The organism is Cellulosimicrobium sp. NPDC055967 (assembly GCF_042269845.1).
Lineage (GTDB): Bacteria > Actinomycetota > Actinomycetes > Actinomycetales > Cellulomonadaceae > Cellulosimicrobium.
The window spans coordinates 12,719-35,234 of sequence record NZ_JBHJYJ010000017.1; the positions used below are offsets into that span (position 1 = coordinate 12,719).

A 22,516-nucleotide genomic window follows, 5' to 3' on the forward strand; every position below is an offset into this window, starting at 1 on the left:
TAGAGCACCAGGTCGTGCGACGTCAGCCGCGGTCGTGCGGTCCGCGACCCCACACCCGCCACGCGACGGCGAGCCCGACGGAGAGCAGGACCAGACCGACGAGCACGATCGCTCCCTTCGCGAGGGCGTCGTGCACGAGGAGCTCGACGACGTCGTCGCCGTCCGCGCGCACCGCCGCGCTCCGCAGCGTGGCGCTCACGGGCGGTGTCGGTCGGTCGGACGCTCGTCCCGGGCCGCCGTACCGCGCGCGCCCAGGAGGTGGTCGACAGCGGCACGCGCGACGGCGCGCGCGACCGGTGCGGCCTGCTCGCGCGCGGCGTCGAGCCGACCCCGGCGCCGCAGGACGAGCGCGACGACGAACAGGACGAGAGCGGCCACGACGATCGCGGCGACGACCAGGCCGAAGCGGACCAGGAGCAGGGTGGACAGGGTCTCCACGACGACCTCCGAAAGTTAAGTAGCACACTTGTGATAAAAAAACGTATCACAGGCGTGATAGAACGACCCCATGCCGAGGATCGTGGACCCCGTCACGCGACGGGAGGAGATCGTCACCGCCGTCCTGCGGCTGACGGCGCGCGAGGGACTCGCGCGCGCGTCGTTGCGCAAGGTGGCCGACGAGGCGGGCCTGAACGTCGGCTCCGTGCGGCACTACTTCGCGTCGCACGAGGAGCTGGTTCTCTTCGCGATGGTGTCCATGGTCGACCGGGTCTCCGGACGCGTCCGCCGGCACGTGGCCGACGCGCAGGGGTGGACCGCGCGCCCGTCCGGCGAGCGCCGTCGCCTGGTCCAGGCCCTGGTCGAGGAGCTCCTCCCGCTCGACGACGCCCGGCGCGACGAGGTGTCGGTGTTCGTCGAGTTCACGGCCGCGGCGCGGACGGACCCGACGCTCCAGGAACAGGCCCGACGCGCTGCCGAGGGCACCCGGTGGGTCCTCGGGCAGGTGCTGGCGGGGCACGTCGCCGGCGGGGGGTTACGCCCGGGGCTCGACGTCGAGACCGAGACGGCCCGCCTGTGGGCACTGGTCGACGGCGTCGCGACCCAGGCGGTCCTCCAGCCGCACCTCGCCGGGCCCGCGACGTGCCGGGCCGTGCTCGACGCGCACCTGCGCAGCCTGGAGGCCGACGGCTACGACGACGCGCCCCGCGCCACGTAGACGCGCAGGCTCAGGGCCTCGAGCCCGACGACGTCGCCCGCGCGGGCGGTGCCGTCGCCGTTCGCGCGGTCCCGGTCGTCGGGGTGCTCCCAGTCGGAGTCCCACGCGAGGTCCCAGCGCTCGGGGTCGCCGCCCGACGCCGCGCGCACGCCCGGGAGCGTGACGTCCACGGGGTCGAGGGCACCGACCAGGACGACGAGCACATCGGCGTCGCCGGGCTCGGGCGCGGTCCGCAGCATCTGCAGGGTCCGGACTGCGGGGTCGTGCCACGCGGCGTGGTCCAGGAGCTCACCGTCGGCGCCGAACCAGACCAGGTCGGGCACGCCGACGCGGTCCGCCCCGCGCGGCGTCGCCGCGTCCGTCGCTGCGCCCATCGCGGTGTTCGTGGCGGTGTCCGTCACGGCGTGCGTCGGGCGGGGCCGACCGGTGAAGAAGGTGTCGGGCCGCAGCGCGGGGTGCGCGCGGCGCAGGGCGAGCAGGTGCCGCGCGGTCGCGAGCAGGTCCTCGCGCCACGGGGACAGGTCCCACGACACCCAGGACGTCGCGTCGTCCTGGGTGTAGGCGTTGTTGTTGCCCCGCTGGGTCCGACCCATCTCGTCGCCCGCGGTGAGCATCGGGACCCCGGCGGCCAGGACGAGCGTCGCGAGCAGGTTGCGGATCGACCGGCGGCGCAGGGGCGCGATCACCTCGCCGATCCCGATCCCGATCCCGCTCCCGAGTTCGTCGAGCCCGGCGCCGGGGCCGCCGTCCGTCCGTGCGTCGAGGGCCGCGACCGGGCCCTCGAGGCCGTGGTTCCAGGACCGGTTGTCGTCGGTCCCGTCGCGGTTGTCCTCGCCGTTCGCGAGGTTGTGCTTGTGGTCGTACGCGACGAGGTCCGCGAGCGTGAACCCGTCGTGCGCGGTCACGTAGCTCACCGAGGCGACGGGCCCGCGCAGCAGCGGCGGGTCGGAGCGGCCGAACAGGTCCGCGGAGCCCGCGAGCCGGGTCGCGAGGTCGCGCACGCCGTGGCCGGGCCGCCCGTGGGACGCCTCGCGCGCGTCGGCGAGCCAGAACTGGCGGGCCGCGTCGCGGAACCGGTCGTTCCACTCGGCGAGCGGGGGCGGGAACTGACCGGTGCGCCAGCCGCCCGGCCCCACGTCCCACGGCTCGGCGACGAGCTTGAGCCCGCACAGCACCGGGTCGGTCTGGAGCGCGACGAGGAACGGGTGGTCGGGGTCGAACCCGGCCGACCCGCGCCCGAGCGTGACCGCGAGGTCGAAGCGGAACCCGTCGACGCCCACGACGTCCGCCCAGTACCGCAGCGAGTCGAGCGCCGCGCGCACGACCGCCGGGCGCCGGAAGTCGAGGGAGTTGCCCGTCCCGGTGACGTCCGCGAGGCGCGCGGGCGCGCCGCCGTCGTGCAGGTAGTACCCGGCGTTGTCGAGGCCGCGCCACGACAGGTGGTAGCCGTCCGCGCCGCCCTCGCACGTGTGGTTGTGCACGACGTCGAGCAGCACCTCGATCCCCGCCTCGTGGAGCAGGTGGACCATGCCGCGCACCTCGTCGAGGACGGCGCCGGGACCGGCCTCCTGCGCGGCGCGCGTCGCGTACGCGGCGTGGGGCGCGAAGAACCCGAGCGTCGAGTACCCCCAGTAGTTGGTGCGGCCGCTCGCGAGCAGGTGCGGCTCGGGGACGTTCGCGTGCACGGGCAGGAGCTCGACCGTCGTCACGCCGAGGGTGCGCAGGTGCTCGACCGTCACGGGGTGCGCGACGCCCGCGTACGTGCCGCGCAGGTGCTCGGGCAGCGCCTCGAGCCGCTGCGTGAGGCCGCGCACGTGCGCCTCGTAGACGACGGTGTCGCGCCACGGGACGCGGGGCCGGGGCGCGAGCGCGCCCGCGGGCTCGGCCACGACCACCGCGTGCGGGACGAACGGCAGCGAGTCGCGCGCGTCCGCCGGGCCGTACGGGTCGTCGCCGGCCTGCCCGCGGATCGCAGGGTCGTCGACGAGCTCGCCCACGAGGCCTCGCGCGTACGGGTCGACGAGGAGCTTCGCGGGGTTGTGCCGGAGCCCGGCCGCGGGGTCCCAGGGGCCGTGGACGCGGAACCCGTAGCGCTGCCCGGGGCGGACGCCCGGGACGTGGGCGTGCCAGACGCCGTACGCCGGCCCGGCGAGCGGGACGCGGCGCTCGCGGTAGCGGGCGGGGTCGTGGGCGGGCCGCGCCGCGTCGACGACGTCGACGAGGCACAGCTCGACGGCGGTCGCGTGCGAGGCGAGGACGGCGACGTCGACGCCGTCGCCCGCGACGCGGACGCCGAGCGGCGGCACGAGGGCGTGCCGGTCGACGCGTCCCGGCGCGGCCGGGAGCGCGGGCTCGCCGGTGGCCGGGGGGACGGGGCTCGGGTCGGAGGGCTCGTGCACCCGTCCATTGTGGCGGGTGTCACCGGCTCCTCCCGCCGCCCGCCGGTAGGCTTCCCCGAGCGGGCCGGGAACCTCTCCGGCCGACCGCCCAGCGCACAGGGAGAGCAGCCGATGCGGATCGTCGTCGCCGTGAAGTACGTCCCGGACATCCACGCCGACCGGGGCTTCGAGGGCGGGCGCGTCGTGCGCCGGGCCGACGAGGGGACGCTCAACGAGCTCGACGAGAACGCGGTCGAGGCCGCGCTGCGCCTCAAGGAGGCGCTGCCGGAGGCGGAGCGCGAGACCAGCGAGGTGATCGTCCTCACGGTGGCAGGGCCCGACGCCGACGGCGCGGTGCGCCGCTCGTACCAGCTCGGCGCGGACCGCGGCGTGCGCGTGAGCGACGACGCCGTCGCGGGCTCCGACTACTTCGGTACCGCGCGCGTGCTCGCCGCCGCGGTGCGCCGCCTCGCGGACGAGGCACCGGTGGACGTCGTCGTCACCGGCATGGCCGCGCTCGACGGGCTCGGCTCGGTCGTCCCCGCGCTCCTGTCCGCGGAGCTCGGGCTGCCGCAGCTCACGCTCGCGGGGAAGCTCGAGGTCGACGGCGAGCCGGGCGCGCGCACCGCGCGCGTCACGCGCGAGCTCGACGGCGTCGAGGAGGTCCTCGAGGCGCCGCTCCCCGCCGTGGTCTCGGTGACCGACCACGCGAACGACCCGCGCATGCCCAACTTCAAGCTCATCATGGCGGCGCGCACGCGCCCGGTGGAGGCGTGGAGCCTCGCCGACCTCGGCGTCGACCCGGCGCTCGTCGGCGACGCGGGCGCGCGCTCGCGCGTGACCGACGCGTCGCCCCGCCCGCCGCGCCCCGACGCCGAGATCGTCGTCGACAAGGGCGAGGGCGGCCGCGCCCTGGCCGAGTTCCTCATCCGCAACGACCTGGTCTGAGAGGCGTCCGCACATGAGCACCCCCGGGACCCGTACCGTCCTCGTCCTCCTCGACTCCGCCGGCACCGAGCTGCGCTCGCCCGTGCTGGAGCTCATCACCGTCGGCCGCTCGCTGGGGCGCGTCGAGGCCGTCGCCCTCGAGGCGCCGAGCGTCGACGTGCTCGCTCAGCTCGGCGCATACGGCGTCGCGCTCGTGCGCCAGGCGGAGCCGTCGTCGGGCGGGGAGGTCGTGACCGGCGACGCGCTGCACCTGACGCCCGTCGTGGCGGAGGTCCTCGCCGCCGCGACGCGCGCGTCCGACGCGGACGCCGTCCTGCTCACCTCGTCCTTCCCGAACAAGGAGGCCGCCGCGCGCCTCGCGTTCCTCACCGAGGCGGGACTCGTCGTCGACGCGTCCGCGCTGTCCGACGGCGGCACGCACCTCGTCGCGGACAAGCGCGTCTTCGCGGGATCCTGGGACGTGCGCAGCGAGATCGTCACCGACCCCGCCGTGCTCACGCTGCGGGCGAACTCCGTCGTCCCGCAGCCCGCGGAGGTCGCCGTCGCGACCGAGGTCGGCGCGCTGCGCCTCGAGCTCTCGCCCGCCGCGACCGCGGCGCGCGTCGTGTCCCGCACGGTCGACGAGTCGGCCGGCGCGGGCCGCCCGGCGCTCGGCGAGGCGGCGATCGTCGTCGCCGGGGGTCGTGGCACCAACGGCGACTTCGGTCCCGTCACCGAGCTCGCCGACGCGCTGGGCGCGGCCGTGGGCGCGACACGCGACGCCGTCTACGAGGGCTGGCACGACCAATTCGTCGGGCAGACGGGCGTCACCGTCGCCCCGCGCCTGTACATCGGCGCGGGCATCTCCGGCGCCCCGCACCACCGCGGCGGCATGCAGGCGTCGCAGGTGATCGTCGCGGTGAACAACGACCCGGAGTGCCCGCTGTTCGAGATCTCGGACTTCGCGGTCGTCGGCGACCTCGCGGACGTGCTGCCCCAGGCGGCCGAGGTGCTGCGCGAGCACCGCGCCTCCCAGGGCTAGCGGTCCGCTGGGCGGGTCGGCACACTGCTCGCATGGAGATCACGCTGCGCGGGCTGGAGGACGGCGACCTCGACCAGGTCTTCGCGTGGGAGCGGGATCCCGAGGCCGTCGCGCTCGCGGCCTTCACGCGCGCGGACCCGTCCGACCGCGACGCCTTCGACCGCCACTACGACCGTATCCGTGCCGATCCGACGTGCAGCGTGCGTGCGGTCGAGCGGGACGGCGCGTTCGTCGGGACGATCGGCAGCTTCACCGTGGACGGGGAGCGAGAGGTCACCTACTGGGTCGACCCGTCGCTCTGGGGGCGGGGGATCGCGTCGGCCGCCCTCTCGGTCTACCTCCTGGTCGAGCGGGAGCGTCCGCTGTTCGCACGCGTCGCGGCTCACAACGCAGCCTCGTCGACGGTGCTCACCCGGGCGGGGTTCGTGGAGGTGGGCAGGGAGGTCTCGTTCGCGCCCGGCGTCGGTGCCGAGGTGGTCGAGCGGATCCTTCGCCTGGAGTCGTGACCCGGGCGAGGTCGCACAGCGGGCTCCGAGAGTTCACCCGGCGTCCTCCGGGCGGTGGCCGGCCGGCCACCCATCGTTCCTAGCGTCGGGCCGACTCCCCGGTGACGGGGAGGCCCCCCGACCCGTGGAGACGACCGATGACGATCACGCCTGCCCCCGAGCATCGCCCCCTGCTCTCCGTCGCGCCGCACGCGCGCGGCAAGCGCAGCCCCGTCACCTGCCGGCTGAAGTGCGCGGACGCGTGCTCGCACCCGGTCCCCAACGAGAGCGCCAACGAGACGTTCCGGGACGTCGTCGCCGGCGTGATGTCGCGCCGTGCGCTGCTCGGCGGGCTCGCGGTCGGCGCCGCCGCCGTCGTCCTCGGTGCCCAGACGGTCGGTGCGCCGTCGGCCGCCGCGCAGGGCGTGACGACGCACGGGGGCCACGGCGGAGGCCGCCCGCAGAAGGGCCTGGCCTTCGGCGCGATCTCGCCCCAGCCCGCGGCGCGCGACGCGTTCGTCGTCCCCGACGGCTACCGGTGGCGGCCCGTGATCCGCTGGGGTGACCCGATCCTGCGCGGCGCCCGGCCGTTCGACGTCGGACGCCAGACGCCCGAGGCCCAGGCCCAGCAGTTCGGCTACAACAACGACTACCTCGACATCCTGCCGTTCGAGCGCCAGCACGCCCTCGCGGGCGCCCAGGGCAGGGGCAAGGGCCCCGGCCGGGGCACGCGCGGCCTGCTGGTCGCGAACCACGAGTACACCAACCCGGCGATCATGTTCGACGCCTCGTACGACGCCCCGACGCGCCGCGCCATCGAGCGCGCCGCGCACGGCATGTCCGTCGTCGAGGTGCGCCGCCGCCGCACCGGGACCCCGTGGGACTACGTCGCGGACAGCCGGTACAACCGTCGCGTGCACCTCTCGACCGAGTTCCGCCTGACCGGCCCGGTCGCGGGCACGGACCTCGTCAGGACCGTCGCGGACCCGTCGGGGACGCGCGTGCTGGGCACGCTCAACAACTGCGCGGGCGGCACGACCCCGTGGGGCACCGTGCTGTCGGGCGAGGAGAACTACAACGGCTACTTCCGCACGTCGGGCACGGGCCACGACGCGCGCTACGGCCTGCGCGACGCCGCGACCGGGTACGGCTGGGAGCTCGACGACCCGCGCTTCGACGCCCGCAACCCCGGCTACGAGAACGAGCCCCACCGCTTCGGCTGGATCGTCGAGATCGACCCGTACGCGCCGGACGAGCCGCCGGTGAAGCACACCGCGCTCGGCCGCTTCAAGCACGAAGGCGCCAACGTGATCCTCTCGCGGCGCGGCAACGCGGTCGCGTACATGGGCGACGACGAGCGCTTCGACTACGTGTACAAGTTCGTCTCGTCGCGCACGATGCGCCCGGGGAACAGCGAGGCCGCGCGACGCCACAACAAGACGCTGCTCACCGAGGGCTCGCTGTACGTCGCGCGCTTCACGGGCGACTCGCCGGCGGCCGAGATCGACGGCACGGGCGCCGTTCCGTCCGACGGCGCGTTCGACGGCCGGGGCGAGTGGGTCCCGCTCGTCCTGGACGGGCGGAGCCAGGTCCCCGGCATGAGCATCGAGGAGGTGCTCGTCTACACGCGCGTCGCGGCCGACCAGGTCGGGGCCACGAAGATGGACCGCCCGGAGGACGTCGAGCCCAACCCGGTCACGGGCCGCGTCTACGTCGCGTGCACCAACAACACCTCGCGCGGGCCCGCGGCGGTCGAGGCCGCGACCGAGCCGAACCCGCGCAACACCAACCGCGACGGGCACGTCGTGGAGATCGTCGAGGACGGCGACGACGCCGCGTCACTGACGTTCCGCTGGAACCTGCTGCTCGTCGCGGGCGACCCCGCGACGAACACCTCCACCTACTTCTCGGGCTACCCGAAGGAGAAGGTCTCCCCGATCTCCTGCCCGGACAACCTCGCGTTCGACGCCGAGGGCAACCTGTGGATCTCCACCGACGGGCAGCCCAGCACGATCCAGAAGTGCGACGGCCTGTTCAAGGTCACGCTCGACGGCCGCGAGCGCGGTCGCGTCGAGCAGTTCCTCTCCGTGCCGCGGGGCGCCGAGACGTGCGGGCCGCTCGTCGACTCGGCGGACCGCATGGTCTACGTGGCGGTCCAGCACCCGGGCGAGGACGGGTCGTTCGACGCGCAGGCGTCGTACTTCCCCGACTACCTGACGCCGGGCACCCCGGTCCCGACGGGCGCCTTCGCCGGCCCGCGGCCGTCCGTCGTCCAGGTGTGGCGCGACTGACGCGTCCCCGCGACCGAGGGGCCCGGCGTCGCGACGGCGCCGGGCCCCTTCGTCGTCCGCTCAGAGACCCGCTCAGAGCCCGAGGTGCTCCAGCCAGGCGACGGCTGCGACGCCCTGGGCGCGCTGGAACGCGCGCAGGCGGGGGATCGTCGGGACGGCGGGCTTGCGCGAGGAGTGCAGGAAGTACCCCGCGATCCCGGCGACGACCGACCGGAGGTCGGCCGGGTGCACGTCGCGCCCGAGGGGGTGCGCGGCGAAGGTCGACGCGGCCCACGCGCCGCCGCGCGCACGGCGCCCCGGGTCCGCGCTCACCGTGACCGGCTCGCAGACGTCCACGACACCCTGCATGACGACGCTCGGCAGGAACATCGCCAGGTCGAGCCAGGCCGCGCCGCGCGACGCGTGCGGCCAGTCGACGACGTAGACCTTCTCCGGCGTGAGGAGGATGTTGTCGGCGCGCAGGTCGCCGTGCACGAACGACTCGCCCTCGCACGCCACGAGCGCCCCGCGCTCGGCCTCCGCGAGCGCGTCGAGGTGCGCGGCGGCCCACGGCGCGACGGCGGCCAGGCGCGGGTCGGGGTCGTCGCGCAGCGCGCGCCATCCGGTCGCCATGTCGGCGAAGTCGGGCCCGGTCGGCGGCAGGCGCATGGCACGGGCCCCCGGGACGGCCGCGACGCGGACGAGGGTGGTCAGGACCCGGTCGAGCTCGTCGGGGTCCCAGGGCGTGGCGGGCACGTGCCCGTCCACGACGTCGAAGGCGAGCGCGATCCAGTCGCCGTCGCCGTGACCCCACGCGAAGCGCGGGGCCGGGACCTCGCGCGGCAGCCGGGTCGCGACCTTCGCCTCGGCGCGGTGGAGGTCGGCCGCCACCGGCTCGTCCGCGGTCCGGGCCGCCTTGACGAAGAGGCGGGTGCCGTCGTCGAACGTGAGCACGGACGCGAGCCCGGGGCTGAACCCGGCCGTGACCGAGCGCTCCTGCACGACCCTGCCGCCGGCGACGGCCTCCAGCTCGTCGCGCAGCGTGAGCGGGAGGTCTCCCCAGAGCAGGCGGCCACCGCCCGAGGCGACCGGGACGTCTCCGGCGACCTCGACGGCGGGTGGTGCGGCGTCGTCGGGCATCGAGATGCCACTTCCCCTGTCGGTGGCTGGACGGTCTCGTCCTCGGCACGTTCCCGTCCCGCGGCGATGTGTGGCGCGCGACGGCGGTCCTGCGACCGGGACGAGCGCCCGGCGGCGGCCGGGCGCAGACCTCTGACAACCTAGCGCTTCTCGCCGTGATGTCCAGCGCCGCCCACTCCTCGGACCGGTGCGCGCCGCGGTGCTCCGTAGACTGGGTGATCGTGACCCACCCTCCCGGCCCCGTCCCCGCGCCGGCGGCCTACCTCGACCACGCCGCCACGACGCCGCTGTCCGCGGCGGCGCGCGAGGCCTTCGTCGACGAGCTGTCGCGCACCGGCAACCCGTCGTCGCTGCACGCCGCGGGGCGCGCCGCGCGCCGCACGGTCGAGGAGGCGCGCGAGTCGATCGCCGCGGCCCTCGGCGCGCGCCCGAGCGAGGTCGTGTTCACCGCGGGAGGCACCGAGGCCGACAACCTCGCGATCAAGGGCCTGTTCTGGGGCCGGCGCACGACCGACCCGCGCCGTCGGCGGATCGTCGTCTCCGCGGTCGAGCACCACGCGGTGCTCGACCCCGCGTTCTGGATGGCCGAGCACGCCGGCGCCGAGATCGTCCTGCTGCCCGTCGACGGCGAGGGCCGCGTGGACCTGGCCGCGCTGCGCGCCGAGGTCGCGGAGCACGCGGACGAGATCGCGCTGATCTCCGTCATGTGGGCCAACAACGAGGTCGGGACGCTGCAGCCCGTGCAGGAGGTCGTGCAGCTCGCGCGCCCGCACGGCATCCCCGTGCACTCCGACGCGGTCCAGGCGGTCGGCCAGGTCCCCGTCGACTTCGCCGCGAGCGGCCTCGACGCGACGACCGTGTCCGGGCACAAGCTCGGCGGCCCCGTCGGCGTCGGCGCGCTCGTCGCACGGCGCGACGCGCCCCTCACGCCGGTCCTGCACGGCGGGGGCCAGGAGCGCGGCGTGCGCTCCGGCACGCTCGACGCGCCCGCGATCCGCGCGTTCGGCGTCGCCGTCGCCGAGGCCGTCGCGCACCGCGAGGAGCGCGCCGCCCACCTCGCGGCCCTGCGCGACGAGCTCGTCGCGGGCGTGCGCGAGCGCGTGCCGGACGCCGTCCTCAGCGGGCCCGAGCCGGGGTCCGGCGGTCGCGACGCCGCCCGCCTGCCGGGCAACGCGCACTTCACGTTCCCCGGGGCCGAGGGCGACTCGCTCCTCTACCTGCTCGACTCCGCGGGCGTGCAGGCGTCGACCGGCTCGGCGTGCCAGGCCGGCGTGCCGCAGCCGTCGCACGTGCTCCTCGCGATGGGCGTGCCGGAGCAGGACGCGCGCGGCGCGCTGCGGTTCTCGCTCGGCGTCACGTCCACGCCCGACGACGTCGCGCGCCTCCTCGACGCCCTGCCCCCCGCGGTCGAGCGTGCGCGGGCCGCCGGGCTCGCGTCCGGCCCGACGCGCGCCGCTGCTCCGACCCGCACCGCGGTCCCGACCCGCGCGGGCGGTGCCGCGTGAGGGTCCTCGCCGCCATGTCGGGCGGCGTCGACTCGGCCGTCGCCGCAGCGCTCGCGGTCGAGGCGGGGCACGAGGTCGTGGGCGTCCACATGGCGCTGTCCCGCAACCGCGACCAGTTCCGCACCGGGTCGCGCGGGTGCTGCTCGATCGAGGACGCGGGGGACGCGCGGCGCGCGGCCGACGTGCTCGGCATCCCGTACTACGTGTGGGACCTCTCGGAGCGGTTCGAGGACACCGTCGTCGCCGACTTCCTCGCGGAGTACGAGGCGGGCCGCACCCCCAACCCGTGCGTCCGGTGCAACGAGCACATCAAGTTCGAGGCGCTGCTCGACAAGGCGACCGCGCTCGGCTTCGACGCCGTCGCGACGGGCCACTACGCGCGCGTCGTGACGCGCGAGGAGGCCGACGAGACCGCCCCGGGCGGAGCGCGCACGGTGCGCGAGCTCCACCGCTCCCCGAACACGGCGAAGGACCAGTCGTACGTCCTCGCGGTCATGGGGCCCGAGCGTCTCGCGCGTGCGATGTTCCCGCTCGGGGACTTCGCGTCGAAGGACGAGGTGCGCGCCGAGGCCGCGCGGCGCGGGCTGTCGGTGTCCGCGAAGCCCGACTCGTACGACATCTGCTTCGTCGCCGACGGCGACACGCAGGGCTTCCTCCGCGACCGCCTGGGCGCGCGCCCGGGCGAGATCGTCGACGCCGAGGGCACGGTGCTCGGCGAGCACGACGGCGCCTACGCGTACACCGTCGGTCAGCGCAAGGGCCTCGGCATCGACCGCCCGGCACCCGACGGCCGCCCGCGGTACGTGCTCGACGTGCAGCCCGCGAGCAACCGCGTGGTCGTGGGGCCGGCCGAGCTGCTGAGCGTCGACCGCATCGAGGCCGGCGCGGCGGTCTGGTTCGACGACGCGCGCCCGGCGCCGGGGGAGCAGGCCGACGTCGAGGTGCAGGTCCGCGCGCACGGCGCCCCCGTCGCGGCGCGGGTCCGGGCCGCCGGCGACGCGATGGAGGTCGAGCTCACGGGCACGCCGCTCCGGGGCGTCGCGGCCGGGCAGTCGCTCGTCGTCTACGACGGCGCGCGCGTGCTCGGCCAGGCCACGGTGGACCGCGCCTACCGCTCGACGGCACGGTCGGCGGACCGGTCGGCCGGTCAGCCGACGCCGACGGGCGCGGGGTGAGCGAGCGCACGCACGAGCGCCGACTCGTCGCGCACGCACCAGTGCTCGACCTCCTGGCCCTCGGCGAAGCGCAGCACGTGCATCTCGCGCACCTGGAAGCGCCGTCCCGTCGGGGCGAGGCCGCGGAAGAACCCGGTGTGCCGCGCGCTCAGCTCGACGTGCAGCGCGACGAGGTCGCCCTCCGCGACCGCGTGCAGGACCTCGACGCGCTGGTCCTCGAACGCCTCGTCGTACCAGTGCATCATCGCGAGGAGGGCGTCGGTGCCGCCCTCGCAGCCGGGCGACGTGTCGTGGTTGCGGAACCCGGGCCCGAGCAGCGTCGCGAGCGCGTCGCCGTGGTTGCCGGGGATCGCCCGCGTGTGCACGGCGACCGCCGTGGCCTTGTTCTCGTGCGTGCCCATGTCGGAGTCCTTCCGCACACCCTCGTGCTCGGCGGCCGCGCGGCCCCCGGACCCCGGCGGGGTCGCGGCACGGCTCGGTTTCCCAGTGTGCTCCTGAAGAGAGGTGGTCGGCACGTGGTTCGTGACGAGAGGCCGGGCGGCGCCCGGGGCGGGCGCTCGCGCGCGGGTGCGGCATGACCGCGGTGAGCGGGCTCGGCCCGTGGCCCGGCGGCGAGGGCGTGGACGTGCTGGAGGCGCAGCTCACGGTGCTCGGCGACCTCGCCGAGGTCCCGACGGGCGTGCGCGGGGTCCCGTTCCTCGTCCAGCTCCCGGGACGCGGCCCCGGCGCGGACGCGACCGGGCGCACCGCGGCGCTGCTGCCGGGTCTGCCCGTCGAGCTGGGGCCGCACGGCTGGAAGCTCGCGGACCACGGCGGGTCGGACCTGCGCCGGTCCGAGGCGTACCTGCGCGAGGACCTCGAGGCGCTCGCGATCGCGGGCGCGGGGTACACCGGTCCGCTCGCCGTGACCGTCACCGGGCCGTGGACGCTCGCCGCGGACGTCTACCTCGCGCGGGGCGACCGCGTGCTGTCCGACCGGGGCGCCGTGCGCGAGGTCGTCGAGGCGCTCGCGGCGGCCGTGGGCGACCACGTCGCGCAGGTGCGCCGGCAGGTCCCCGGGGCGGACGTCGTCGTGCAGGTCGACGAGCCGCTGCTCGCCCAGGTCGGGGCGGGCGTGCTCCCGTCGTTCTCGGGCTACTCGCGCCTGCGCGCGGTCCCGGGCCCGGACCTCGTGGAAGGGTTGCGGCCCGTGCTCGACGCCGCGCGCGCGGCGTCGGCGTCGACGGTCGTCCACGTGGGACCCGCCTGGGTGGGCGTGGCGCCCGTCGTGCTCGCGGGCGCCGATGCCGTCGGCATCGCGCTCGGCGCGTGGGACGAGAAGCTGTGGGAGACCGTCGCACGCGCGGTCGAGCGGGGCGTGGGCCTGTGGGCCGCGCTCCCGCCCGCGAAGGTGTCGCAGTGCGCCGGCCCTGCGCTGGGCGAGCTCGCCGACCTGGTGAGCGTGCCGTGGCGCCGGATCGGGCTCCCGCTGCCCGCGCTCGACGACGTCACGCTCCTGGGCGCCTCCCGAGGTGCCGGGGGAGGGCCCGGCCGCGGCGTCGCGGGCACCCCCGACGAGCACCGCGCGCTGCTCGCGAACCTGGGCCGTGTCGCCGACGTCCTCGCCGAGCGCGCCCACGCCTGAACGTCGCCAGGACACGCGCTCGACGCTTCCCGAGCGCGCTCCCGCATGCGTACGCTTGACCGGCGTCGCCCCCCTCGTCCCCTCACCGCGAAGGACCTCCATGCCCGTGCTGCGAGCCGTGCTGTTCGACCTCGACGGCGTCCTCACGCCGACCGCCGAGATCCACATGCGCGCCTGGGAACGCCTGTTCGCGCCCTACTGCGCGGCGCACGGGCTCGCCCCCTACACCGCCGCGGACTACTTCGCGTCGATCGACGGCAAGCCCCGGTACGACGGCGTCGCGACGTTCCTCGCGTCGCGCGGCGTCGAGCTGCCGCGCGGCGACGCGTCCGACGCCCCCGGCGAGGGCACCGTGACGGCGCTCGGCAACCGCAAGGACGAGATCGTGAACCGCATGTTCGCCGAGGAGGGCATCGCGCCCTACCCGGGCTCGGTGCGCTTCCTCGACGCCGTGACCGGGGCGGGCGCCGCCGTGGCCGTCGTGTCGTCGTCGCGCAACACGCCCGCGGTCCTCGCCGCGGCGGGGCTCACGGACCGGTTCGGCGTCGTCGTCGACGGCAACGTCGCCGCGCGCGAGCACATCGCCGGCAAGCCGGCCCCGGACACCTACCTGCGCGCGGCCGAGCTGCTCGGCGTCCCGGCCGCGGAGGCGATCGTCGTGGAGGACGCGCTCTCGGGCGTCCAGGCCGGCGCCGCCGGGGACTTCGGGCTCGTGCTCGGCGTCGACCGCGGCGTGGGCGCCGACGCGCTGCGCGCGCACGGGGCCGACGTCGTCGTCGCCGACCTGGGCGAGCTGGACGCGACGGTCCTCGACCGCCCGCGCGCCGCCGCGACCGCACCGGCCGACTCCGCGCCGGCCGGCGAGGAGGCGGGCGCGTGATCCGCAAGACCGCCGACGAGCAGAGCACCGTCGACCGCCTGCGCTTCCCCGCCGAGCCGTGGCGGCTCGTCGAGTCGCAGTTCTCGGCCGAGGACCTCGGCGTGACCGAGACCCTCTTCGCCGTCGCGAACGGCTACCTCGGCATGCGCGGCAACGTCGAGGAGGGGCGGGAGTCCCACTCGCACGGCACGTTCGTCAACGGCTTCCACGAGACCTGGTCGATCCGGCACGCCGAGGAGGCGTACGGGTTCGCGCGCGTCGGGCAGACCATCGTCAACGTCCCCGACGCGAAGGTCATCCGGCTGTACGTCGACGACGAGCCGCTCCTGCTCCCCGTCGCGGACCTCGTCGACTACGAGCGGTCGCTCGACCTGCGCGACGGCGTCCTGCGCCGCGAGCTGCTGTGGCGCACGCCGTCGGGCAAGCGCGTGCAGGTTCGCTCCGAGCGCATGGTGTCGTTCGTCGAGCGGCACCTGGCGGTCATGACGTTCGAGGTGACGCTGCTCGACGCCGCGGCGCCCGTCGCGATCTCGTCGCAGGTCCTCAACCGCCAGGACGGGCAGGACGAGTACCACGTGCGCTCCGCGTCGCTCGGCGAGGGGTTCGACCCGCGCAAGACCGACCAGTTCTCCGGGCGCGTCCTGCAGCCGCAGTCCCAGTGGGGCGACGACGAGCGGCTCGTGCTCTCCTACCGCGCCACGAACTCGGGCATGACGCTCGCCGTCGCGGCGGACGACCTGCTCGAGACCGAGAACGCGTGGGACGTGCGCACCCAGGTCGACGAGGACCTCGCCAAGCACGTGTTCCGCATCCACGCCGAGCCCGGCCGGCCCATCCGGCTCACCAAGCTCGTCGCGTACCACACGTCGCGCGGCGTGCCGTCGCGCGAGCTCGTCGACCGCTGCCGCCGCACGCTCGACCGCGCGCGGGAGACCGGCGTCGAGGGCCAGGTCGCGCTCCAGCGCGAGTGGCTCGACGACTTCTGGGCCCGTTCCGACGTCGAGGTCCCGGGCCAGCCCGGCATCCAGCAGGCGGTGCGCTGGAACCTCTTCCAGCTCGCCCAGGCCACGGCGCGCGCCGAGGGCAACGGCGTCCCCGCCAAGGGCCTCACCGGCTCCGGGTACAGCGGGCACTACTTCTGGGACACGGAGATCTACGTCCTGCCGTTCCTCACGTACACGAGCCCCCGGTACGCGCGCAACGCGCTGCGGTTCCGCTACCAGATGCTCGACGCCGCGCGCCGTCGCGCGGGCGAGCTGTCGCAGAAGGGCGCGCTCTTCCCCTGGCGCACCATCAACGGCGAGGAGGCGTCCGCCTACTACGCCGCCGGCACCGCGCAGTACCACATCGACGCCGACGTCAGCTACGCGCTCGTGCAGTACGTGCGCGCCACGGGCGACGTGGACTTCCTGCGCCGCGAGGGCGTCGACATCCTCGTCGAGACCGCCCGCATGTGGGAGGACCTGGGCTTCTGGCGCGCCAACGGCGACGACAACTTCCACATCCACGGCGTCACCGGCCCGGACGAGTACACGACCGTCGTCAACGACAACCTCTTCACCAACGTCATGGCGCGGTTCAACCTGCGCGCGGCGGCGTTCGTCGTCGAGCGCATGAAGGCCGAGCACCCCGAGGACTACGCGCTCCTCGTGGACCGGCTCGGGCTCGGCGCCTACGAGGCCGCGGAGTGGGTCCGCGCGGCCGACCACATGTCGATCCCGTACGCCGAGAGCATCGGGATCCACCCGCAGGACTCGCACTTCCTCGAGCGCGAGATCTGGGACCTCGCGCACACACCCGCGAACAAGCGGCCCCTCCTGCTGCACTACCACCCGCTCGTCATCTACCGCTACCAGGTGCTCAAGCAGGCCGACGTCGTGCTCGCCCTGTTCCTCCAGGGCCAGCACTTCACGGCGGAGGAGAAGCTCGCCGACTTCGAGTACTACGACCCGTTGACCACCGGCGACTCGACGCTGTCCGGCGTCGTGCAGTCGATCGTCGCGGCCGAGGTGGGCTACCACGAGCTCGCGCTCGAGTACTTCGTGTCGTCGCTGTTCGTCGACCTCGCGAACCTCCACGCCAACGCGGCCGACGGCGTGCACGTCGCCTCCGCCGGCGGCACGTGGTCCGCGCTCGCGTGCGGGTTCGGCGGCATGCGCGACTCCGACGGCGACCTGACCTTCGACCCGCGGCTGCCGCAGGAGTGGGAGTCCCTGACGTTCCGCGTCCAGTGGCACGGCTCGCGCCTGCGCGTCACCGTGCTCCCCGACGCGATCGAGCTCGACGCCGAGACCGGCGACGGCGCGCAGGTCACCGTGCGCGGCGAGCGCGTCAAGGTCGTGCCGGGCGAGGTCACGCGCGTCGCGCTCGACGGTCAGGGCCCCGTGAAGCCCGGCCGTCCGAGCCTGCGCGCGCTCTCCGGCAACCGCCGCGACGACGGCACCCTCATCACCGCCACCGTCCCGCACTCCTGACCCCGCGCTCTCCGTCGGCGGCCCCCGACCCGCCGACGGAGGCCCTGGTCTTGCTCGACACCGGTGGGGTCGCCTGGGGTGTCGGGGCGGGTGCGTGGCGAGGCATCAGCCGCCGAGGCGGGCGGCGAGCCCGTCCAGGACGATGCTCAGGTGCCGGTCGAACCGCTGGTCGCCGTCGTCGCGCAGGCGGCCGGCTTCCTTGACCAACGGCGCGGCCGGGCCGAGCCACGTGTCGCGTTCGGCCGTCCCGTAGCGGGTGGGGTCGTCCTCGCCGGACTGGCTCCGTTCCTGCTCCTCGATGACGAAGCCGACGACGAACGCCACCACGAGGTCGACGGCGTCGTCGGCCTCGACGAGGGTCAGGCCCTGCGCCGTCCAGCGCGCGAACCACGGCTCCTTCATGCGGACCACCTCGGGGTCCGTCAGGCGTGTGCCGCTGAAGATGCGCGCGCCCTCGCGGTGCTGCAGGAACTCCGTGCGCAGGATCCGGGCGTAGGTCCTCAGGTCGTCGGTCCAGCGGTCGGCGACCGGAGCCTGGGACGCCGCCGTGCTGACGCGACGCAGCACGGCGGTGGCCATCTCGTCGAGCAGCTCCTGCTTGTTGCGCACGTGCCAGTACAGGGCGGGCGGGCGGACGTCGAGCCGGGCGGCGAGCGCACGGACGGTGAGGCCCTCCCTGCCCTTCTCGTCGAGCAGCTCGAGCGCCGTGGCCACGATCCGTTCCCTGGTGACGCCCTTTGCCATGGTTGACACCTTAACAACGTTCAGGCAGTGTGGTGCGCACTAGTTGAACTTAGTTAAGGAGATGTCATGCGTGCTGCCGTCGTCAACGTCCCGGGGCAGGAGCCGGTCTGCGCCGAGTTCCCCGAGCCGGAGGCCAGGCCCGGGCAGGAGCCGCTGCACCTGGTCGGGGCAGGTCTGCACCACGTGGTCCGGGCTCGGGCGTCCGGACACCACTACAGCAGCACCCAGGCCTACCCGTCGGTGCTCGGGGTGGACGCCGTGGCGCGAGCCGCGGACGGGCGCCTGGTCTACACCGGCTTCCCGCGCGCGCCGTGGGGCACGATGGCCGAGCGGATGGTCACCCCGTTCGAGCTGGACCTTCCCGCCGGCGCCGACCCTCTCGCCGTCGCGGCCGGCATGAATCCCGGAATGTCCGGGTGGGTGGTCCTGGCCGGCCACCGCAAGGAAGCGGGTTCCCTGGGCTCCGTGCTCGTGCTCGGTGCGACGGGCATGTCTGGCACCCTCGCGGTGCAGGGCGCGCTCGCGCTCGGCGCCGACCGGGTCGTCGCCGCCGGCCGTGACCCCGAGTCGCTGGAGCGGCTGCGCGCACTGGGTGCCGTGCCCGTCTCGCTCGCCCACGACGGGCCGGACGCCCTCGTGGACGCCCTGGCCGAGGCGACCGAGGACGCGCCCCCGACGCTCGTGCTCGACTTCCTGTGGGGCCCGGTGGCCGAGGCCGCCTTCGCCGCGCTGGGCCGGGGCGGCGTGGGCGACGACGACACCGAGACCGCCTACGTGCAGATCGGCTCGCTCGCGGGGCCGCAGGCCTCCCTGCCGGCCGCGTTGCTGCGCAGCCGCCGTCTCCGGGTCACGGGGAGCGGCATCGGCTCGGTGTCCAGGGCGGAGCTGCTCGCCGAGGCGCCCGCGGTCCTGGCCCTGCTCGCGGACGGGACGTTCTCCGCGCCGTACACCCCGTACCCGTTCAGCAGGGTCGGCGAGGCCTGGGCGCACCAGGGGCGCACGCGTGCCGTCGTCGTCCCGGACTGACCGCCGCCCGCCCCACGAGCGCGGAACGAGGACTCGGAGGAGCACCATGCAGACTCAGGAGAGCGCCGCCCAGCAGCGGCGCGCTCGCAGGCGCGCACTCGTCGTCGGGCTCGGGATCGCCGGCCTCTCGGCGGCCATCGGCCTCCGGGACGCCGGATGGGACCCGGTGATCGTCGAGCGTTCCCCCGAACGTCGGCGGGGAGGCTACTTCGTCGGTCTGATGCCCGACGGTCGGCAGGCGGCCGTCGACCTGGGCGTCGCCGCCGACCTGCACGTGCGCAACCCCGTGGACGGTGCCGAGGCGTGGGAGCTGGACCGGCGCGGGAACCGGGGGCCCGGGATGGGCTTCCTCGACCAGCCCGGCCGGCCCGCAGCGGTCGTCCGCGGTGACATCGAGGCCGCGCTCTGGCGTGGGGTCACGGACGGCACGGGCGACCGGCGGGTGGAGGTGCGGCTGGCCACGAGGCCGCTCGAGATCGTCGACGACCCGGGTGGGGTCCAGGTGCGGTTGGAGGACGCCGACGCCGGCCGGGAGTACCGCGAGAGGTTCGACCTCGTCGTCGGGGCCGACGGCCTGCGCTCCGGGGTGCGGCGCCTGGTGTTCGGTCCGCACGAGCGCTGGATGACCACGTGGGGCGCCATGGTCTGCGCGTTCCAGCTGGCCGAGCAGGTGCCCTCCTTCGGTGCGCAGGACAGCATCGTCAGTGCGCGTGTCGGCCGTGCGGCCTGGGTGTTCGGGTTCGCCGACCGAGCCCCCACCGCGCTGCTGACATACCGCACTGCGGACGTCGCAGGGCAGTTCGCCGGAGATCCGGTCGAGCGGCTGCGCGCGGTCTTCGCCGGGATGGACGACCTCGTCGTGAGCCACGTCCTGGACGGGCTGGCCCAGGCGCCCGAGCACCTGTTCGACTCCGTGCACCAGGTCAGGATGCCCCGGTGGAGCAGCAGCAGGGTCGTGCTCGTCGGGGACGCCGCGTGGTGCCTGAACCTGTACTCGGGCATGGGGGCCACCGCCGCCCTGCGTGGCGGCGCGGCCCTGGGCCAGGCGCTGCGGGACGAGCCCGAGGACCTCCCGGTCGCACTCGCGGCCTGGGAGGCGGGGCTGCGCCCGTCCGTCGAGCGCCACCAGCGCGTCGCCCGGCTCAAGCAGCAGATGTTCGTCCCGTCCAGCCGGCCGGTCGAGGCCGTCCGCTCGTGCCTCGTGCGGCTCGGTGGTGCGGCGCGCGGGCGGGGCCTCGGACCCCGGCCCGCGCGCTCCTCCTGAGCCGGTCCTCGGCCGGGGCGCGAGCCTCAGCCGAGGCGCTCTGCGAGGAAGCGGTAGTGCACGGCGGCCATGTGGGCGGCCTGGGCGTTGTTCGCGGCGCCGCCGTGGCCGCCCTCGATGTTCTCGTAGTACGTGACGTCCTTGCCCTCACCGAGCATCTTCGCGGCGAGCTTGCGCGCGTGGCCCGGGTGGACGCGGTCGTCCTTGGTCGACGTCGTGAAGAGCACGGGCGGGTACTCGCGCTCGGCGTCGAACAGGTGGTACGGCGAGAACGTGCGGATGAACGCCCACTGCTCGGGGTCGTCCGGGTCGCCGTACTCCGCGGCCCACGACGCCCCGGCGAGGAGCTTCGTGTAGCGGCGCATGTCGAGCAGCGGGACGCCGACGATCACGGCGCCGAACAGCTCGGGGTACTGCGTGAGCATGTTGCCGGCGAGCAGGCCGCCGTTGGAGCGGCCCTCCATGCCGAGGTGCTCGTGCGTCGTGATCCCGCGGGCCACGAGGTCGCGCGCGGCGGCGGCGAAGTCCTCGTAGGCGCGGTGGCGGTTCGCCTTGAGCGCGGCCTGGTGCCAGGCGGGCCCGTACTCGCCGCCGCCGCGGATGTTCGCGACGACGTAGACGCCGCCCCGCGCGAGCCAGGCGCGGCCGAGCGCGCCGGAGTACGCGGGCGTGAGCGAGATCTCGAAGCCGCCGTACCCGTACAGCAGCGTCGGCGCGGTTCCCGTGCCGCCGTCGCCCGCGCCCGCGACGAGGTCCGCGCGTCCGACGACGAAGTACGGCACGCGCGTGCCGTCGTCGGACGTGGCGAAGTGCTGGGCGACGGTCATGCCGTCGGCGTCGAAGAACGCGGGGTTGGACTTGACGACCTCCGGTGCACCCGCGTCGCCCGGCCGCTCGCCGAGCGACAGGAGCGAGAGCGTCGTGGGCGTGAGGTAGTCGGTCGTGACGAGCCACAGGTCGTCGGTGTCGACGGGGTCGACGGCCCCGACGGCGACCGTGCCGAGCTCCGGCAGGCCGGGGATCTCGGAGCGCACCCACGGCGCGTCGGCGGTCTCCTGCCCGACGGCGGTCCCGGCACCCTCGGGAGCGGCGGCGTCCGGCGGCGTGAGCACGTGCAGGCGGTTCTTCACGTCGTCGAGCACGTTGACCACCAGGTGGTGGCGCGTCCACGTCGCGCCGGCGAGCGACGTCGTCGCCGTGGGCTCGAACAGCACGGTGAAGCCGCGGTCGCCCGCGAGGAAGTCGTCGAACCGGGCGACGAGCAGCGAGCCCGCGCGGTACGTCGCGCCGCCGACCGTCCAGTCGTCGCGCAGCTCGACGAGCATCCACTCGCGCCGCACGCCGACCTCGGCGGAGTCGGGCACGTCGATCTTCGTCAGGCGCTGCTCGGGCGTGCCGGTGCGCTCGGCGAGGTAGAGCTCGTCGGCGTAGAACGCCTTGGAGCGGTGCACGAAGTCGCGCTCGAACCCGGGCGTGTGCGACCGCCAGGCGGAGATGTACATGTCCTCGTCGGTGCCCTCGTAGACGGTCACCGCGTCCTCGAGCGGGGTGCCGCGCGTCCAGCGCTTGACCACGCGCGGGTACCCGGACGGCGTGAGCGTGCCCTCGCCGAAGTCGGTGAACACGTAGACGGTGTCGGCGTCGACCCAGCCGAGCGAGCCCTTGGCCTCGGCGCGGAAGAACCCGCCGTCGCCGGGGGCGACGAACCGCTTCTCGACGAGGTCGAACTCGCGCGTGACGTCGGCGTCGGAGCCGCCGGGGGAGAGCTCGACGAGCGCGTGGCGCCAGGGCTCGCCCGCGGCGAGCTGCCCCGGCGTCGGGCGCAGGACGCTCGCGCCGTGCCAGACCCACGACTCGCCCTCCGCCGCGGCGAGCGCGTCGAGGTCGAGCACGGTCTCCCACTCCGGGTCGTCCGAGCGGTAGGACTCGAGCGTCGTGCGGCGCCAGAGGCCGCGCTCGTGCTGCGCGTCGCGCCAGAAGTTGTAGTAGCGGTCGCCGATCTTGGAGACCTCGGGGATCTTGGCGTCGGAGTCGAGCACCTCGCGGATCGCGCGCTCGGTCGCGGTGAACTCCTCGGCGACCTCGAGCGTGTCGGCGACCTCGGCGTTGCGTGCGCGGACCCACGTCAGGGCCTCGTCCCCCTCGACGTCCTCGAGCCAGAGGTACGGGTCGTGGGGCGCGCCGTCGGCGGGGAGCACGGTCTCGGCGGTGTTCTGGGGCGCGGGCGCAGGGCTCGTCGTCTGCTCGGCGGTCATGGTCCCCCACCCTACGGCGGCGGGCGCGGTGGTGCGGAGGTCACGAGCGGGCCGGGACCTTGGGCCTCGAACACGTTCTGGACCTTGCTCGGCTGCGCGGCTTGTGAAAACATTCACAAGTAGAGAGACCGCTGAAGGAGCCGGGGCAATCCGGCCCCGGCAGCACCCGCG

The 22,516-nt window shown here is 75.0% G+C and carries 19 protein-coding genes; 12 read left to right on the forward strand and 7 right to left on the reverse strand.

Features of this window, described 5'->3' with window-relative positions; genetic code table 11:
• Positions 1-22: 22 nt before the first annotated feature.
• The gene (locus tag ACFC2L_RS17495; protein ID WP_375825614.1) at positions 23-199 is read right to left on the reverse strand and encodes a hypothetical protein; all 177 of its coding nucleotides are present in this window, start codon (positions 197-199) and stop codon (positions 23-25) included.
• Positions 196-438: a hypothetical protein gene (locus ACFC2L_RS17500; RefSeq protein WP_375825615.1), complete on the reverse strand. Its 243-nt coding sequence runs from the start codon at positions 436-438 to the stop codon at positions 196-198. The genes ACFC2L_RS17495 and ACFC2L_RS17500 overlap by 4 nt, the downstream gene beginning before the upstream one ends.
• A 70-nt stretch (positions 439-508) precedes the next feature.
• Here ACFC2L_RS17500 and ACFC2L_RS17505 point away from each other — a divergent pair, with 70 nt between their 5' ends.
• Positions 509-1,156 (forward strand): TetR/AcrR family transcriptional regulator, encoded by a 648-nt coding sequence (locus ACFC2L_RS17505; RefSeq protein WP_375825616.1) that lies wholly within the window; start codon positions 509-511, stop codon positions 1,154-1,156.
• Here the strand turns inward: ACFC2L_RS17505 and glgX are convergent.
• The gene (glgX, locus tag ACFC2L_RS17510; RefSeq protein ID WP_375825667.1) at positions 1,129-3,462 is read right to left on the reverse strand and encodes a glycogen debranching protein GlgX; all 2,334 of its coding nucleotides are present in this window, start codon (positions 3,460-3,462) and stop codon (positions 1,129-1,131) included. The genes ACFC2L_RS17505 and glgX overlap by 28 nt on opposite strands.
• A gap of 204 nt (positions 3,463-3,666) precedes the next feature.
• On the opposite strand from glgX, the gene ACFC2L_RS17515 reads away from it, so the two are divergent.
• The 4 genes from ACFC2L_RS17515 to ACFC2L_RS17530 all read left to right on the forward strand — a co-directional run bounded on the left by ACFC2L_RS17515 (position 3,667) and on the right by ACFC2L_RS17530 (position 8,279).
• Positions 3,667-4,482, forward strand: coding sequence for an electron transfer flavoprotein subunit beta/FixA family protein (locus tag ACFC2L_RS17515; protein WP_375825617.1), 816 nt, complete (start codon positions 3,667-3,669; stop codon positions 4,480-4,482).
• 13 nt (positions 4,483-4,495) lie between these two features.
• Entirely contained in the window at positions 4,496-5,503 is a 1,008-nt protein-coding gene (locus ACFC2L_RS17520) for an electron transfer flavoprotein subunit alpha/FixB family protein (protein WP_375825618.1), read from the forward strand.
• A 32-nt stretch (positions 5,504-5,535) separates the two neighbouring features.
• Positions 5,536-6,009 (forward strand): GNAT family N-acetyltransferase, encoded by a 474-nt coding sequence (locus tag ACFC2L_RS17525; protein ID WP_375825619.1) that lies wholly within the window; start codon positions 5,536-5,538, stop codon positions 6,007-6,009.
• A gap of 137 nt (positions 6,010-6,146) precedes the next feature.
• Positions 6,147-8,279: a PhoX family phosphatase gene (locus ACFC2L_RS17530; protein WP_375825620.1), complete on the forward strand. Its 2,133-nt coding sequence runs from the start codon at positions 6,147-6,149 to the stop codon at positions 8,277-8,279.
• A 72-nt stretch (positions 8,280-8,351) separates the two neighbouring features.
• Here the strand turns inward: ACFC2L_RS17530 and ACFC2L_RS17535 are convergent, their stop codons facing one another.
• A complete protein-coding gene (locus tag ACFC2L_RS17535; RefSeq protein ID WP_375825621.1) occupies positions 8,352-9,398 on the reverse strand; it encodes an aminoglycoside phosphotransferase family protein in 1,047 nt (348 codons plus the stop codon).
• A 221-nt stretch (positions 9,399-9,619) separates the two neighbouring features.
• Here ACFC2L_RS17535 and ACFC2L_RS17540 point away from each other — a divergent pair, with 221 nt between their 5' ends.
• Together ACFC2L_RS17540 and mnmA are read left to right on the forward strand one after the other, a co-directional pair.
• The gene (locus tag ACFC2L_RS17540) at positions 9,620-10,903 is read left to right on the forward strand and encodes a cysteine desulfurase family protein (RefSeq protein ID WP_375825622.1); all 1,284 of its coding nucleotides are present in this window, start codon (positions 9,620-9,622) and stop codon (positions 10,901-10,903) included.
• Positions 10,900-12,078 (forward strand): tRNA 2-thiouridine(34) synthase MnmA, encoded by a 1,179-nt coding sequence (gene mnmA / locus ACFC2L_RS17545; RefSeq protein WP_375825623.1) that lies wholly within the window; start codon positions 10,900-10,902, stop codon positions 12,076-12,078. The genes ACFC2L_RS17540 and mnmA overlap by 4 nt, the downstream gene beginning before the upstream one ends.
• On the opposite strand, the gene ACFC2L_RS17550 is transcribed toward mnmA, so the two are convergent.
• The gene (locus tag ACFC2L_RS17550; RefSeq protein WP_375825624.1) at positions 12,051-12,479 is read right to left on the reverse strand and encodes an ester cyclase; all 429 of its coding nucleotides are present in this window, start codon (positions 12,477-12,479) and stop codon (positions 12,051-12,053) included. The genes mnmA and ACFC2L_RS17550 overlap by 28 nt on opposite strands.
• 173 nt (positions 12,480-12,652) lie before the next feature.
• Here ACFC2L_RS17550 and ACFC2L_RS17555 point away from each other — a divergent pair, with 173 nt between their 5' ends.
• The 3 genes from ACFC2L_RS17555 to ACFC2L_RS17565 all read left to right on the forward strand — a co-directional run bounded on the left by ACFC2L_RS17555 (position 12,653) and on the right by ACFC2L_RS17565 (position 17,056).
• A complete protein-coding gene (locus ACFC2L_RS17555) occupies positions 12,653-13,702 on the forward strand; it encodes a hypothetical protein (protein WP_375825625.1) in 1,050 nt (349 codons plus the stop codon).
• Between the two features lie 100 nt (positions 13,703-13,802).
• On the forward strand, positions 13,803-14,582 hold the full coding sequence (locus ACFC2L_RS17560; protein WP_375825626.1) for an HAD family hydrolase: 780 nt from the start codon (positions 13,803-13,805) through the stop codon (positions 14,580-14,582).
• Positions 14,579-17,056 carry a glycoside hydrolase family 65 protein gene (locus tag ACFC2L_RS17565; RefSeq protein ID WP_375825627.1) on the forward strand — a complete coding sequence of 826 codons (2,478 nt, stop codon included), beginning with the start codon at positions 14,579-14,581 and terminating at the stop codon, positions 17,054-17,056. Before ACFC2L_RS17560 ends, ACFC2L_RS17565 begins: the two co-directional genes overlap by 4 nt.
• Positions 17,057-17,161: 105 nt before the next feature.
• Here the strand turns inward: ACFC2L_RS17565 and ACFC2L_RS17570 are convergent, their stop codons facing one another.
• The gene (locus tag ACFC2L_RS17570; RefSeq protein WP_375825628.1) at positions 17,162-17,800 is read right to left on the reverse strand and encodes a TetR/AcrR family transcriptional regulator C-terminal domain-containing protein; all 639 of its coding nucleotides are present in this window, start codon (positions 17,798-17,800) and stop codon (positions 17,162-17,164) included.
• Positions 17,801-17,866: 66 nt separating this feature from the next.
• On the opposite strand from ACFC2L_RS17570, the gene ACFC2L_RS17575 reads away from it, so the two are divergent.
• Positions 17,867-18,826, forward strand: a complete 960-nt coding sequence (locus tag ACFC2L_RS17575; protein ID WP_375825629.1) for a zinc-binding dehydrogenase — start codon at positions 17,867-17,869, stop codon at positions 18,824-18,826.
• A gap of 46 nt (positions 18,827-18,872) precedes the next feature.
• Positions 18,873-20,090 carry an FAD-dependent monooxygenase gene (locus ACFC2L_RS17580; RefSeq protein ID WP_375825630.1) on the forward strand — a complete coding sequence of 406 codons (1,218 nt, stop codon included), beginning with the start codon at positions 18,873-18,875 and terminating at the stop codon, positions 20,088-20,090.
• 26 nt (positions 20,091-20,116) lie between these two features.
• Here the strand turns inward: ACFC2L_RS17580 and ACFC2L_RS17585 are convergent, their stop codons facing one another.
• Entirely contained in the window at positions 20,117-22,345 is a 2,229-nt protein-coding gene (locus ACFC2L_RS17585; protein WP_375825631.1) for a prolyl oligopeptidase family protein, read from the reverse strand.
• Positions 22,346-22,516 lie beyond the last annotated feature (171 nt).